Origin of the sequence: Mesorhizobium sp. B3-2-1 (assembly GCF_006439515.1) — a bacterium.
GTDB lineage: Bacteria > Pseudomonadota > Alphaproteobacteria > Rhizobiales > Rhizobiaceae > Mesorhizobium.
In genome coordinates this window covers 127,442-141,130 of record NZ_VFTI01000008.1, presented here as the reverse complement: position 1 = coordinate 141,130, position 13,689 = coordinate 127,442, and the positions used below count along the sequence as shown (strand labels likewise).

At 63.6% G+C, this 13,689-nt stretch carries 11 protein-coding genes; 1 reads left to right on the top strand and 10 read right to left on the bottom strand.

Annotated features, from left to right (window positions below):
- Window positions 1-29: 29 nt before the first annotated feature.
- The 10 genes from hemH to FJW08_RS11050 form a co-directional block, all read right to left on the bottom strand.
- Entirely contained in the window at window positions 30-1,091 is a 1,062-nt protein-coding gene (hemH, locus tag FJW08_RS11095) for a ferrochelatase (protein ID WP_140810575.1), read from the bottom strand.
- 146 nt (window positions 1,092-1,237) lie between these two features.
- The gene (locus FJW08_RS11090; protein ID WP_140810574.1) at window positions 1,238-3,304 is read right to left on the bottom strand and encodes a bifunctional UDP-sugar hydrolase/5'-nucleotidase; all 2,067 of its coding nucleotides are present in this window, start codon (window positions 3,302-3,304) and stop codon (window positions 1,238-1,240) included.
- A 234-nt stretch (window positions 3,305-3,538) separates the two neighbouring features.
- On the bottom strand, window positions 3,539-3,916 hold the full coding sequence (locus FJW08_RS11085; RefSeq protein WP_140756023.1) for a hypothetical protein: 378 nt from the start codon (window positions 3,914-3,916) through the stop codon (window positions 3,539-3,541).
- Between the two features lie 185 nt (window positions 3,917-4,101).
- Window positions 4,102-5,547, bottom strand: a complete 1,446-nt coding sequence (locus FJW08_RS11080) for a homospermidine synthase (protein WP_140810572.1) — start codon at window positions 5,545-5,547, stop codon at window positions 4,102-4,104.
- A 152-nt stretch (window positions 5,548-5,699) separates the two neighbouring features.
- A complete protein-coding gene (locus FJW08_RS11075; RefSeq protein WP_140810571.1) occupies window positions 5,700-6,632 on the bottom strand; it encodes a DUF3445 domain-containing protein in 933 nt (310 codons plus the stop codon).
- Window positions 6,629-6,916, bottom strand: coding sequence for a YciI family protein (locus FJW08_RS11070; protein WP_140810570.1), 288 nt, complete (start codon window positions 6,914-6,916; stop codon window positions 6,629-6,631). The genes FJW08_RS11075 and FJW08_RS11070 overlap by 4 nt, the downstream gene beginning before the upstream one ends.
- Before the next feature lie 19 nt (window positions 6,917-6,935).
- Window positions 6,936-7,598, bottom strand: coding sequence for an aminotransferase class IV family protein (locus FJW08_RS11065; RefSeq protein WP_140810569.1), 663 nt, complete (start codon window positions 7,596-7,598; stop codon window positions 6,936-6,938).
- Entirely contained in the window at window positions 7,547-8,689 is a 1,143-nt protein-coding gene (locus FJW08_RS11060; RefSeq protein WP_140810568.1) for an aminodeoxychorismate synthase component I, read from the bottom strand. The genes FJW08_RS11065 and FJW08_RS11060 overlap by 52 nt, the downstream gene beginning before the upstream one ends.
- A 174-nt stretch (window positions 8,690-8,863) precedes the next feature.
- Window positions 8,864-9,583, bottom strand: a complete 720-nt coding sequence (locus FJW08_RS11055; protein ID WP_140810566.1) for a proton-conducting membrane transporter — start codon at window positions 9,581-9,583, stop codon at window positions 8,864-8,866.
- Window positions 9,584-9,940: 357 nt separating this feature from the next.
- Window positions 9,941-11,779, bottom strand: coding sequence for a M3 family oligoendopeptidase (locus tag FJW08_RS11050; RefSeq protein WP_181182898.1), 1,839 nt, complete (start codon window positions 11,777-11,779; stop codon window positions 9,941-9,943).
- A gap of 213 nt (window positions 11,780-11,992) precedes the next feature.
- Between FJW08_RS11050 and FJW08_RS11045 the strand changes: the two genes are divergently transcribed.
- Complete coding sequence (locus FJW08_RS11045) at window positions 11,993-13,528, top strand: sigma-54 dependent transcriptional regulator (RefSeq protein WP_140810565.1); 1,536 nt, start codon at window positions 11,993-11,995, stop codon at window positions 13,526-13,528.
- The last annotated feature ends 161 nt before the right edge of the window (window positions 13,529-13,689 follow it).

Genomic DNA, 13,689 nt, shown 5'->3' with positions numbered 1-13,689 from the left:
AACGCCTCGGAGCTTGTGTTGTTCCGGTGTCAGGCCCAGCCTGACAGTTCGCGGCGTACCATCGCTTCGATCACCCCCATGCCCTCGGGGCTGTCGTTGAGGCATGGGATGTGGGCGAAGTTTTCGCCACCGGCATGATGGAAGGTCTCGGCTGCTTCGCGGCCGATCTCGTCCAGCGTCTCGATGCAGTCGACGGAAAAGCCGGGATTGACGATGGCGATCGATTTGACGCCGTCCTTGGCCAGTTTCTCCACCGTCTTGTCGGTATATGGCTGCAGCCATTCCTGCGCGCCGAAGCGCGACTGGAAGGTGGTGATCAGCTTGCTCTCGTCCCAGCCGAGTTTTTCGCGCAGCAGCCGCGTCGTCTCCAGGCAATGCGCCCGATAGGGATCGCCCTTGTCGGAATAGGGTTTCGGGATGCCGTGATAGGAGGTGATGACCACCTCCGGTTCGAAATCGAGCGTCGCCAGATGCCGTTCGATCGAACTGGCGAGCGCCTCGATGTAGACCGGCACGGCATAGTAGGATGGCACACTGCGGACGGCAGGTGCCGCGCGCATCTTCATCAGCGCCCGGAACAGCTGGTCGTTGGCTGTGGCGGTCGTCGTCGCCGAATATTGCGGATAGAGCGGGAATGAAAGGATGCGGTCGCAGCCTTGCGCCACCAGCCTTTCGGCGACGCTCGATGTCGAAGGGTTGCCGTAACGCATCGCCCAGTCGACGACGACATCGGGCAGGTCTCGTAGCGCCTCGGCCAGTTTTTCACCTTGTGCACGGGTGTAGGTGCGCAGCGGCGACTCGTTCTTCTCCCGGTTCCAGATCCGGGCGTAGTTGGCGCCCGACTTCTTCGGTCGCCTGGTCAGCACCAGCCCATAGAGGATCGGATACCAGATCGCCTTGTTGAGTTCGATGACGCGCGGATCGGACAGGAATTCCCGCAGATACCGCCACATCGGCTTGAATTCGGTACCGTCGGGCGTGCCGAGATTGAGCAGCATGACGCCGACCTTGCCAGCCTTGGCCGGCGCGTGTCCCGCCGTCGGGCCGACCGGCTTGATCGTCTTGGGGTCGACAACATTGTCAGGCGTCATAAGGGCTCTCCGGACACGGCGTGAAACTAGCGATGGCGCGCCGGTTTTCAATGCCGCGTCTGGCCGCACCATACCGCCTTTCCGGCCGGAAACAGAACACCCGCCAGGTTTCCCCGGCGGGTGTTTCTGCTGAAAGCGAAATGACGTTACTTCGCCGGGATGGTCAGGGTCGCGCCCGGCACAAGCCGATGCGGCCTTTGATCCTTGTTCGCCTCATAGATGAGTTTCCACTTGGTCGCGTCGCCATAGGCTTTCTTCGCCAGATCCCAGTAGGTATCGCCGTTAACGATGACATGGCTGCCTGTGGCCGGTGCGGCTTCAGCGGGCTTTGCCGGCTCGGCGGGCGCGGGTGTCGCCGCGGCGGGAGCGACCGGCGCGGGAGCGGTCTCGGCAGGCTTTGCCGGCTCGGCAGGTGCCGGTGGCGGGTTTTCCGTCGATATGGCTGGCGGCGTGTTGGCGATATCGCCTGAGCTGGCAGGCAGTTCAGGCATCGCCGGTGCAGCCGGTTTGGCGGCCTCGGCCGGTTCCGGTGCTGCAGTCTCCGCGGGCTTTGCTGGTTCGGCAGGCTTGGCCGGCTCGGCGGCGGGAGCTGCCGCAGTCGTCGCGGCGATCTCAGTGATGCGGCCTTCGAGCTTCGGCGTATAGGGCCGGTGGGCGCCGAGATAGTCGGCAACGACCTGTTCGAGGCCAGGGCCATAATCGTAGGCGTTCTTGGCCTTTTCGGCGAAGACCTTGTAGCCATCGCCGCCCTGGCGGACATAGTTGTTGGTGGCGACGAGATAGTCCTTGTCGGGATTGATCGGCGTCCAGGTGCCGTTTTCCATCACCGCCACCGACTTCACACGGCCGGCATTGGGCGCGATCGACTTGTCGAAGGAATATTTGAGGCCCGCCACCTGCGGGAAGCGGCCGGCGCCGTCCTCGATCTGGCTGAGACCGCCTTCGAGCCCGGCGACCAGATCCTTGCCGGAAATCTGGAAGGTCGCCAGCGTGTTCTGGAACGGCAGCACGGTCAGCACCTCACCCATGGTGACGGTGCCCTTGTCGATCGAGGCGCGCAGGCCGCCACCGTTGGAGATGACGATCTCGACGCCCTGTCCCTTGACGCGGTCGAGGATGGCGTCGGAGACGAGGTTGCCCATCGCGCACTCCTTGGTGCGGCAACTCTCACGACTGCCGTCGATGACGTCGGTCGTCTCGGCCACTTCCTTGTTCTTCAGCGCTTCGATCGGTGCGCCGAGCTCCTTGATGCGGGCGAGCACCGTGGGATCGGGCGTGATCGACTTGTCGAGATAGATCGGGTCGCCGCTCGCCGATTTGACGACGCCATTGTCGTCGAACACCACCTTGAACTCGCCGAGATATTTCGAATAGGACGCCGCCTGCACCACCGGCACCTTGTAGCCGTCCGGATTGTCGACCATCGTCGGGTAGGGGCCAGCCGCCTTCGGATCGGTGTTGGACAGAAGCGTGTGGCTGTGGCCGCCGACCACGACATCGATGCCGGGGATCTTGGCAATGACGTCGCGTTCCCTGTTGTAGCCGATATGGGTCACGGCGATGATCTTGTTGATGCCTTCTCCCTTGAGCTTCTCGACCTCGGCCGTGATCGATTTGACGTCGTCCTCAATCGTGATGTTGGGGCCGGGCGAGGCGAGTTCGGGCGTGTCGTTGGTGACGGCCCCGATGATGCCGATCTTCTGGCCGCCGACCTCGACGACGATAGATGGCTTGACGCGGTCGCCGAGCTTGGACTGCGCGTTTGCCTTGACGTTGGCGCCGAGCACCGGGAATTTGATCATGTCGAGAAAGGGCGCAAGGGCGGCTTCGCCGTCGTCGAATTCATGGTTGCCGAGCGCCATGGCGTCGAACTTCATGTCGTTGAGGAACTCGCCTTCGACCTTGCCCTTGTAGGTCGTGTAGAACAGCGAACCCTGGAAATTGTCGCCGGCGCTGAGCAAGAGCACGTTCTGGCCTTCCAGCTTCTTGCGTTCCTGGGCGATGGCGGTGATCAGCCGGCCGGCGCCGCCGATGCATTCGCCCTTGGTCTCCTCCTCGGCAGAGCAGGTCGATTCATATTTGTTGTTGCCTTCGATGCGGCTGTGCCAGTCATTGATGTGCAGGATATTCAGTGTGTAGTCGGCAAAGGATGCGCCGGCCGACAGGCCAAGCGTCGACGCGGAAATGGCGGCAATGGCGGCAAGCTTCTTCATCTACGTCTCCCGGTAGGCTGATCAGAGGCGTCTAACGCCCTTGCTTGACTGGGATATTACAGCCAGCGTTTCGATCATGTTCCCATCGCGTTCGGGCCGACGCAAGCGGAAATGCCGGTGGTATTTGCTGGCGCAAAACCCGGGGTATTTCCGGGCGCAAAAGGCGAGGGATTGCCGGCACAAAAACGGCGACCAAGCGGCCGCCGTTCTTTGTGACTGGAACGTTCGCCAGGTTCAGGTGCGCCGCGTCAGCACGAAATTCTGGCCGGCGGAACTGGTGCAGTTGAGCTGGCTGGTCGACACCATCAGGCAATTGAAGCTCACCGGGGTTTGGCGGATCAGCGAGGTGCCGTTGATCTGCACCGACGTGGCGCCGGTCATCGTGTAACTGCCATCGGCAAGCTTCTGTCCCGTGTCCGTGGCGACGGTCGTGAAGGTGCCGCCGGTGAAGGTCGACAGGCCAGTACCCTTGGCATCGATCCAGGAACCTTCGACGCCTTTCGGCGCGGCAGCCATCGGCGGCTGGTCGGGGCCGCTGGTGGCACAGGCAGCAAGCATCGAGGCGAGGGCACCCGCCATGCCCATCGAAAGAACTTTGCGCGCAATCGTCATATGAAATCCTCTCCAAACGCGTCGGTCCAAAAATCGGGCCGATTTCTGGAAGCGCGACGCGAACGTCCAAAGTGCTGGGGTATGCTGTAAGCGTCCAACGGACGCACATCGCCACCCCAGGCCGCACCCTTCAATCGCCCGATTTCCGGGCGATTGCAAGGCAATGGCGCATGGTCCGGGTGATGCTATCGGACGAGGATGTTGCGGAATTGCCACGGGTCGCTGCGGTCGAGGTCCTCCGGGAAGAGACCCGGGCGTCTGTCGAGAGGCGTCCAGTCGGTATAATAGCCCTTGACCGGTCCGAGATAGGGCGACTGCACGTCCAGGCAGCGCTTGTAGTCCATCTCGTCGGCCTCGACGATGCCGGCGGCCGGATTTTCCAGCGCCCAGACCATGCCGGCCAAAACCGCCGAGGTGACCTGCATGCCGGTGGCGTTCTGATAGGGGGCCAGCTTGCGCGCCTCGGCGAGCGACAGCTGGGAACCGTACCAGTAGGCATTCTTGTCGTGGCCGTAGAGCAGGACGCCGAGTTCGTCGACACCGTCGACCAGTTCGTTCTCGTCGAGCACGTGGTGTACCGGCTGCGGCTTGCCGGCGGCACCGAACATCTCGTCCAGCGACAGCATCGCATCGTTGCAGGGATGGTAGGCGTAGTGGCAGGTCGGGCGGTATTGAACCTTCCCCTTCTTGGAATGCACGGTGAAGAAATCGGCGATCGAGATAGCCTCGTTGTGCGTCACCAGCAGACCATATTGCGGTCCCGGCGTCGGGCACCAGGAGCGCACGCGGGTGTTGGCGCCGGGTTGCTCCAGGTAGATCGCGGCCTTGGAACCGTGCTTGTGCTTCTTGCCGTTCTTCGGCATCCAGGTCTCATGCGTGCCCCAGCCGAGCTCGGCCGGCTGCAATCCTTCCGAGATGAAGCCCTCGACCGACCAGGTGTTCCAGAACACATCCATCGGTTTGGGCTTCTTGGTGCGCTGGGTGTCGCGCTCGGCGATGTGGATGCCCTTGACGCCAGCCTTCTTCATGAGCTTGGCCCAGCCCTCGCGGTCTTCCTGCGCGGGCTCGGAGAACTCCATGCCCAGATCGGTGGCGAGATTGACCAGCGCCTGCTTGACGAACCAGGACACCATGCCGGGATTGGCACCGCAGGTGGAGACGGCGGTGGCGCCGCCCGGCTGGTCGTGCTTTTCCTTGAGCAGCGCCTCGCGCAACGCATAGTTGGTGCGGCTGGCATTGTCGGCCTTGGCGTCGAAATAGAAGCCAAGCCAGGGCTCGACGACGGTGTCGATGTAAAGCACGCCGAGCTTGCGGCAGAGCCGCATCAGGTCCACCGAGCCGGTGTCGACCGACAGGTTGACGCAAAAGCCCTGGCCACCACCATTGGTCAGCAGCGGCGTCAAAAGCTTCTTGTAATTCTTCTCGGTCACTGCTTCCTGGACGAAGGTGATGCCGCGCTCGTCGAGCAGCTTGCGATCGGTATCGCGCGGGTCGATGACCGTCATGCGCGACTTGTCGAACTTGAAATGGCGTTCGATGAGCGGCAGCGTTCCGTGTCCGATCGAACCAAAGCCGATCATCACCACGGGGCCGGTGATCTCACCGTAAACGGGCCAGTTTTCATTCGCCATTTTATCGAGCACTCCTTCAACTGCGTGCAAAAGCTGGGCAACTACGTGCAAAAGCCGAGCAACCACGTGCAAAAGCCGGGCATTTTCGCCCAACGGCCATGCGCTACATCACAGATCATTGTCATAAACCAGCGAAAACCGCCAACCCGCGACTACGCGTCTTTAGCCATGTGGTTAAGGGCAGCGGTCAGCCGATCGCGATCCGACGTCAGGCCCTTGTAGTCGAGTTGGGCGATGTCGAGCGCTTCGAGCTGGGCAGCGAAGGACGCAGCCAGCGTCGCCCGGTCCGGATGCCGCGCCAGCACGGCGAGCGGGTCGAGATGGATGCGGATGGTGAACAGGATATCGCGCGAGGCGGGCAGTTTGCGCAGCGTTTGACGCTCGACGCGGATGAAGGCATGCGCCTTCACGTCACCATCGGGGAAACGCGTCGGCCGGCTGGTGGCGCGGTCGATGCGCTCGACATTGGACAGCGGATGGTAGAGCGCATCGCCTGCTTGGATCGACCAGTTGTAGCGCTCGACGGCCTGGCCCTGCAGGCCGTCGAACATCCGGTTGATGAGATCGGCCGGTCTCGTGCCCGGGCCGAAGCCCGGCACCGGCTCGTGGATCTGCTGCAGCGGCTTGCCGAATTTCTCGGTGAGCGACCAGGATGAGGGGAAGCACAGCGAACCCGCGGCCAGACGCCAGCCGTCTTCGCCCCGGCGCATGAGGATCAGGTCTTCCTGGACCAGCAGCGAGGCGGCGACCAAGGGAGCGCCGGCGAGGCTGGACGGGACTGCGGGATGGCTCGTCGCGCCCGCGACCGCAACGCCCGCGTCGCTGCGCCGGTGGATGTCGGGAAATCTTTCCAGCAGGTAGGCGCCGAGCAAGTCGAGCACCTCTTGCTGGGCAGCGCGCGTGCCATCCTCCTCGACGAAGACGCGCTCGGGGATTTCGCGATAGAGCCGGCGCTTCTCGGCGAGATAGGGCAGCAGGTGACCGTCCACCTCGATCCAGTTCGCGGGTTCCATCGGCTTCAGACCGACGGTGAAGAGTTTCGATGAGCCGTCATAGGGCGTATGGGTGGGTTGCCGGAAACTCATGCCTCTTTGAACGAGCCCAAGCCGGCGGCGGTCATCCGCGCCGTGAATTCGGTGATGTCGTAGTCGGCGGCGCCCGCCTGGGCGAAAGGATCGGCTGCCAACCTGGCATCGAGCACTTCGCGGGGGCAGCGTGCGATGATGATGCCGCCGGTTCTTGGCCGCTTGGGCCCGGACGCAACGAAGATGCCTTCGGCGTAGCAGGCTTCCAGCCACTCGATATGGCCTGGCGCCAAGCGGTCGATCTCGGTGAGCGGCACCTTGTAGTTCAGCGACACGACGAACATTGTATTCTCCGGGCTTGGGTCATGACAGCCTGGCGGGGATCAGCCCGCGCAGCGAATTGCCGACGAACAGCGCCTTGGCGGATTTGAGGTCATCCAAGCTGTAGATCGCTTCACTGGCGCGGCCTTCATCCAGAAGCACGGCGCGCAATACGCCAGGCAGCAGGCCGCAATCGAGCCGTGGCGTCGCCAGGATGCCATCGCCGAAATCGGCGAAGACATTGGTGATCGTGCCTTCGCAGATCTCGCCGCGCTCATTGGCCAGCAGCACCTCGTCGGCCTGGGTGATGAGATATTCGGAGCGGGCATGGGTGTAGAGCTGCCGCCGGCTGGTCTTGTGGCGCAGCAGCATGTCGCTCGAATCGAGCCTCGTCCGTGCCAGCCGCAGCGCCCACACCTTGTCGGCGGCAAGGGGTTCATAGGGCTGCGCCGAGGCGTTGGCCTCGCCATTGCGCGACAGAGCGAGCCGCGTGCGCATGGCGATGGGTGATCGGTCGACCGCGCCGCTCAGGGCTTCGCCGACTTCTTGCGGATCATAGCTGAACCCCAGTTCCGCCGCCGAGCCATAAAGGCGCGCGAGATGGCGATCGAGTCGCAGGAAGCCCGAGGCGGGTTCCCAGCGCATGGTCTCGATCAGCTCGAAACCGGCGGCGTCCCCGTCGCGAAGCGGGCTTTGAGCAGACACTCCTGATACTCCTCTTGTGCGACCGAATCGAAGACGATGCCGCCGCCGACATTGTAGACGGCCTCGCCGCTGGCAAAGAGCGAGATGGTCCGGATCGCAACGGAAAAGCGCATCGTGCCGCCGGGTGCGATCCAGCCGATGGCGCCGCAATAGACGTCGCGGGGCGTGCCTTCCAGATCATGCAGGATCTCCATGGCGCGGATCTTCGGCGCGCCGGTGATCGAGCCGCAGGGAAACAGCGCCGCGAAAATCTGGCGTATGCCGAGGCCGGGCAGCAGCTTGGCCCTGACGTCGCTCACCATCTGATGGACGGTCGGGTAGGTCTCGATGCGGAACAATTCCGGTACCTCCAGCGTGCCGACCTCGCTGATCAGCGATATGTCGTTGCGCAAGAGGTCGACGATCATCCGGTTCTCGGCCTGGTTCTTCTCGTCGTTGCGCAGGAAATTCTTCTGCCGTTCGTCCTCGTCGCCTGTTGTGCCGCGCGGTGCGGTACCCTTCATCGGATGCGTTTCGATCATCCCGGCGGCATCGATCTCGAAGAACAGTTCGGGCGAGCGCGACAGAACGATCGGGTCGCCGAGCGCGACCAGCGCGCCATATTTCACCGGCTGGCGTTCGGTCAGCGCGTCGAAGGCGCCGAGCGGATCGCCGGACCATTGCGCGTGCACCGGAAAAGTCAGGTTGCCCTGGTAGCAATCGCCTTGCCTGATGTGCTGGTGCAGCCGCGAGAACCGCTTCTGGTAATCCTCGAACGACCACGTCGCCCTTGCGTCGAATATCGGGCCGTTGGTGGGCGTGCTTCGCGGCGGCACCGCCTCTTTATGAGGGGCATCGAAGACCCCGAGGCAGACCAGCGGGGTCCGGCGCCTGCCCGGGAGCAGGGGAACGAGTTTCGGCTCCAGCAGGTAACCGGCCTCGTAGGAGAAATAACCAGCCAGCCATTTGCCGGCGTCGTGCGCGGCCTGCGCCGCTTGCAGCGCGGCCGGGAAGTCCTTGGCCTCATGCGCGACGATAATATCGGCCGGCCGCTCGAAAACGAGCTGGCGCGCGCTTTCGTCGTTGCGGAAAATTGCGGCGGGCAGGGACATGGGAACCGGGATCGATGTAGCCGACGATCGCTCTATATGGGGGGCCGGGCGCGCGCAATCGAGAGAGCGGCACCCTGTCCCTCAAAGCCGACCTTGGCCGGATCCAAGCTTGTCGGCAAAAAAGAAGCGGCGGCGCCAAGGCCGCCGCCGCTCACAAGGTCTCTGTGCCATCGTTCAGGTGTTGCTGGCGGTTCCGGCCGTCGGAAACTGCTTGGCGAATTCGGCCTCGTTGCCGACGGCGAGCAGCTTGGCCTGCTCGATCCAGCGTTCGCGCGCGATGCGGCCGTCGAAGTTCATCACATCCTCGATCCGCTTGATGTCGGTTGATGTCCAGGCGGCGATCTGGGCGAAGGTGGTGACGCCTTGCGCCTTGAGCAGCTTTTCGTTGACCGGGCCGATGCCAATCAGCCGGCGCAGATTGTCGGGCTTGCCCGACGCCGGTTTGGCTGCTGCCGTTGCGGCCTTCCTGGCGGCGGGCGCTGTCTTGGGAGCGGCCGAGGTCTTCGCTGGAGTTTTGGCCGCTGCGGGCTTCGGCGCCGCCTTTGCCGGGGCGGCCTTCGCCGCGGCCGGCTTGGCTGCAGCCGGAGTGGATTTGGCAGCGGCAGGCGTCGACATCACGGCTGCTGGTGCCGGACTTGACGCCTTTGCTCCGCCGGCGCCCGACGAGGCCTGCGCCTCACGCAACTGGCGCTCGAGGTCGGAGCGGGTCTTGCCGCATGCATTGAGTTCGCCGGTCAGGCGATCGCTGTCGGCGCGCAGCTTGTCGCGCTCGCCGCGGGTGCGATCGAGGTCGCCTCGAAGACCGTCGAGCTCACCACGCAAACGCCCCCAGATGAACCAGCCAACCAACACGCCTACCAGGAACGCCAGCAGCATGTAGAAAAAAGTGCCCATTATCTCTCTCCAGTCAGATCCGTCTGCCGCAGGGTCATGACCTTCGGCGATGGACTACTCGATGGTTCCGCAGATTCGCGAAACAGCCGGCTTCGGTTCGAGCTGTCGGCGATCGGCTTTGCCTGCCCATGGCCAACGGCCGTTGTCGCGTTCGCCTGAGCGCACGGCCGGCCGGGACTTTTCCTCGCCGATCCGCATGCGCTCCGGCTGAGCTTGAAGGGAAAGCTACCATAGAGCTTGCCGAAAGCTATGGGAAAACGTCCGTGGAGAGTTCTTCAAGAACAAATATTTAGGGCAAGAATAGCACGGTCCAAACATGCATTCGGGCTAAACTGTTCTTGCCGGGCGAGAGGCGTCTCAATCGTCCAGCGTTTCCAATTCGTCGATCAGGCCGCCGATCACGCCGAGCCCGATCTGCCAGAAGGCAGGGTCGGTGGCGTCGAGGCCGAAAGGCGCCAGAAGCTGCGAATGATGCTTGGTGCCACCGGCACGCAGCATCTCGAAATATTTGTCCTGAAAGCCGCGCTCGGCATTCTGGTAGACCGCATAGAGCGAGTTCACCAGGCAGTCGCCGAACGCATAGGCATAGACATAGAAGGGCGAGTGGATGAAATGAGGGATGTAGGTCCAGAACACCTCGTAGCCCTCGCGCAACTTGATCGCCGGTCCGAGGCTTTCGGCCTGCACTTCCAGCCAGAACTGGCCGAGCCTGTCGGAGGTCAGTTCGCCGTTGCGGCGCTCGGCATGAACCTTGCGCTCGAATTCATAGAAGGCGATCTGGCGCACCACCGTGTTGATCATGTCCTCGACCTTCTGGGCGAGCATGGCCTTGCGCTCGCGCCGGTCGGTGGTCCGCTCGAGCAGCGAACGGAAGGTCAGCATTTCGCCGAAGACGGATGCCGTCTCCGCCAGCGTCAGCGGCGTCGGGGCCATCAGTGCGCCCTGGCCGGCGGCCAGCACCTGATGCACGCCGTGCCCGAGTTCATGCGCCAGCGTCATCACGTCGCGCGGCTTGCCCATGTAGTTGAGCAGCACATAGGGGTGAACCGATGGTACGGTCGGGTGGGCAAAGGCACCCGGCGACTTGCCTGGGCGCACCGGCGCGTCGATCCAGTTGCGGTCGAAGAAGGTGCGCGCGATCTCGGCCATCTCGGGCGAGAAGCGGTGATAGGCCGACAGCACGGTGTTCCTGGCCTCGTCCCAGCCGATCACCGCCTGCGGCGTCTCCGGCAAGGGCGCGTTGCGGTCCCAGTGGTTCATCACCTCCATGCCGAGCCAGCGCGCCTTCATGGCATAGTAGCGGTGCGACAAGCGCGGATAGGCCTCGCGCACCGCGGAGGCGAGCGCATCGACCACGCCGCGCTCGACGCGGTTGGCGAGGTGGCGTGAATCGGCAATGTCCTCGAAGCCGCGCCAGCGGTCCGAAATTTCCTTATCCTTGGCCAGCGTGTTGGTGATCAGCGTGAAGGTGCGCAAATTCTTGCGGAAGGTCGTGGCCAGCGCCTCCGAGGCACGCCGGCGGACGTCGCCATCGGCATCCTGCAGACGGTTGAGGGCCGGCTCCAGCGTCAATTCCTCACCATCGATATCGAAGCGAAGATCGGTCATCGTCTCGTCGAACAAGCGGTTCCAGGCGCCGCGCCCGGTGATCGATTTTTCGTGGAAAAGCTGCTCGACGCGGTCCTCGAGCTGGTAGGGCTTGTCCATGCGCAGATCGAGCACCCACGGGCGGTAATGTCCGAAGGCGGGGTCGCCGGCCAGCGCGCCTTCGATCGCCGCATCCTCGATCAGGTTCAGTTCGAGCGCGAAGAACAGGAGATGCGCGCTGGCGTCGGTCATCTTCTCCTGGACGTCGCCATAGAGCTTGGCGCGCTGCGGATCGGCGGTGTTGCCGGCATAGACGAGGCCGGCATAGGAGACGATGCGGCCGATCAGTTCCTCGAGCGCCTCGTAGGCGGCAAGGGCCTCGCCCAGCCTGCCGGCACTGCCGCGCCCGGCCTCGGCGGCGAGCGTGCCTTTCCAGCGGGCCTCGAATGCGATGGCGTCGGCAGCCGCTTTGGCAATGTCGCGCTTCAGTTCCGGCACGTCCATGCCGGCATAAAGGTCGGCGAGGTTCCATTCCGGCAGATCGCCAAGCCCGGCCGCGCCCTGACCGGACGCTGGCGCCGCAATCCGCCGATCAAACATCATGCGCATCGACATACCTTCTTTTTGGATCAAGAAACCGGCTTTTTGAATCGAGTGGCCGGCTTTGAATCAAGTGGCCGCAATTGGGAAGCCAGGATCAAGGGAATGGAGAAGCCGGTCAAATCCTAAGGAATTCGTTCACCGGGTTTTTTGAAACCTTATTTAGAACCCTGTGCCAAGATGATCCATGGGGATTTCGGGCGCGGGCAAACCAAGACAGTCATGACAGGTTCCATACTCATAGTCGATGACGATCCCGTGCAGCGCCGGCTGCTCGAGGCGGCGGTGACGCGGTTCGGCCATACCGCGATCGTCGCCGATGGCGGTGCTGCCGGCCTCGAAGTTCTCGACGGGCCTGGCGCCCGGGACGTCTCGGTTGTGATCCTCGACCTGGTCATGCCCGGTCTCGACGGCATCGGCGTGCTGAAGGCGATGCGCGAGCGCGACATCAGCGTGCCGGTCATCGTGCAGACCGCGCAGGGCGGTATCGAAACCGTGGTTTCGGCGATGCGCCACGGTGCTTTCGATTTCGTCGTCAAGCCGGCCTCGCCCGACAGGCTGCAGGCCTCGATTTCCAATGCGCTCAAGGTCGAAGCGGTCGAGGGTGAGGTCAAGCGCACGTCGCGCAAGCGCGGCGGGCTGCTGACCTTTAGGGACATGATCACCCACAGTCCGGCCATGGACAGGGTGATACGCCTCGGCCAGAAAGCGGCGGCCTCCAACATCCCGATCCTGATCGAGGGCGAATCCGGCGTCGGCAAGGAACTGGTGGCGCGTGCCATCCAAGGTAGCGGCGACCGTCGCTCGAAACCGTTCGTCACGGTCAATTGCGGCGCCATCCCCGACAATCTGGTGGAGTCCATCCTGTTCGGCCACGAGAAAGGGTCGTTCACCGGCGCCACTGACAAGCACACCGGCAAATTCGTCGAGGCGCATTCCGGCACGCTGTTCCTCGACGAGATCGGCGACCTGCCGCTCGACGTGCAGGTCAAGCTATTGCGCGCCGTCCAGGAGGGCGAGGTCGATCCCGTGGGCGGCCGCTCGACCGTCAAGGTCGACATCCGGCTGATTTCGGCGACGCATCGCAACCTCCTGCAGCAGGTCAAGGACGGCAAGTTCCGCGAGGATCTGTTCTACCGGCTGAACGTCTACCCGATCTTCGTGCCGCCGCTGCGCGACCGCCGCGACGACATTCCCCATCTGGTCACGCATTTCATGGAAAAGGTGGCGCCGGCCGACCCGCACCATCGGCTGAAGGGCATTTCGGCGGCGGCGCTCGCGGTGCTGCAGGCCTATGACTGGCCCGGAAATATCCGGCAGCTCGAAAACGCCGTCTTCCGCGCCTCGGTGCTGTGCGAAGGCGATGTGCTGACCGCCGACGATTTTCCGCAGATCCGGGCGCAGGTGGAAGGCACCGTCAATCTTGACGCGGACGACACGTTCGAAGCAGGCGGCGCCGCGCCGCCGCTGGCGCCGCGCGATGAGGACGTCGTGTCCGACGAGACCGCTCCCGTGCGCGAGCAGCCGGCCGGGGCGCAGCCCCGCTTCGGCATGCTGCGGGCACTCGACGAGCGCGGCAATGTGCGTGCGCTGGCCGATGTCGAACTCGAAATGATCAAGCTCGCCATCGATCACTACAATGGCCAGATGAGCGAGGTCGCCCGCCGGCTCGGCATCGGCCGCTCGACGCTCTACCGCAAGCTCAAGGAATACGGCATCGACCCGGAAACCGGCCGCGTCGACAGGCTTGCTTCCTGAGCCGCAAGGCCGGGACCAGTTTCCCTCGTCATTATATCAGCTGACAGAGTGCCTCCCCGGACTATGGCGGGCCGGAGGCTGCGATCGACGGGGCAGTGTTCACGCATTAAGGCCGGCGGTAACAGATCGTGTTCGGCCAAAGCCGGAAAACATGATCTAAA